The following is a 685-nucleotide window of genomic DNA, read 5'->3' as shown; positions in this document are numbered from 1 at the left end:
AAAACTGGAGTAGGATTTGTCGGTGGAGTGCGACTCCGCATCTTGCCCCAAAAACTCCACTACAGATTGCTTCAAGCGCTTGTTGCGCAAAACGATATCGTGCCAAACCACAAAGGTGTTTTGTGATTCTTTGTCTGCACGCTGTTGACCACCTGCTCGAATGCCCGCTTCGGTGACTTGCCATCCGTCTTCCGATTTACTTATCCAGCCTAGCCCACTCAACAATTGGTTGATTCGCTTGGCATTAAGGCGAAGTTTATCGCCAAGTAGTGTGGCACTCAGAGTTTTCCCAGAGGTAGGATTCAGCTCAAGGTGCAAGTTCGTAGGCCAGACAATAAACTGCCCAAACTTGGGGTGGTCAACATATTCACCGCCGAACTTAGCGCCCTCTTCCGTCAGGATCCATTTGTCCTCTTGGCGAGTGATGTAACCGGCGCGTTTGAGATCTGAAAACAGCAGCTTGGCGTCAATATTGCGCATTTTCGCTAATGCTGATGTCGATATTTTTTCTGACATGTGTGGAGCCTCCTGCTGCTGGGAAAATAACATCCTGTGAATGATATTAACGCATTGATTTCATTGCTTGAAGCAAGAATGAGAAAGATTCATACCAAGAAACAAAAAAGCCAGTCTTTTCCGACTGGCTTTGCCTTTAAATGATTTTAAAATTGGCGTGCTTAAGCTT

At 46.1% G+C, this 685-nt stretch carries 1 pseudogene; it reads right to left on the bottom strand.

Annotated features, from left to right (window positions below):
* Positions 1-516, bottom strand: a pseudogene (locus tag R7Z50_RS27745) (glycerol kinase); the annotation flags it as partial.
* Between the last annotated feature and the right edge of the window lie 169 nt (positions 517-685).

This window comes from Vibrio sp. 1249-1 (assembly GCF_033340495.1).
This window is presented reverse-complemented; position numbering and strand designations above follow the sequence as displayed.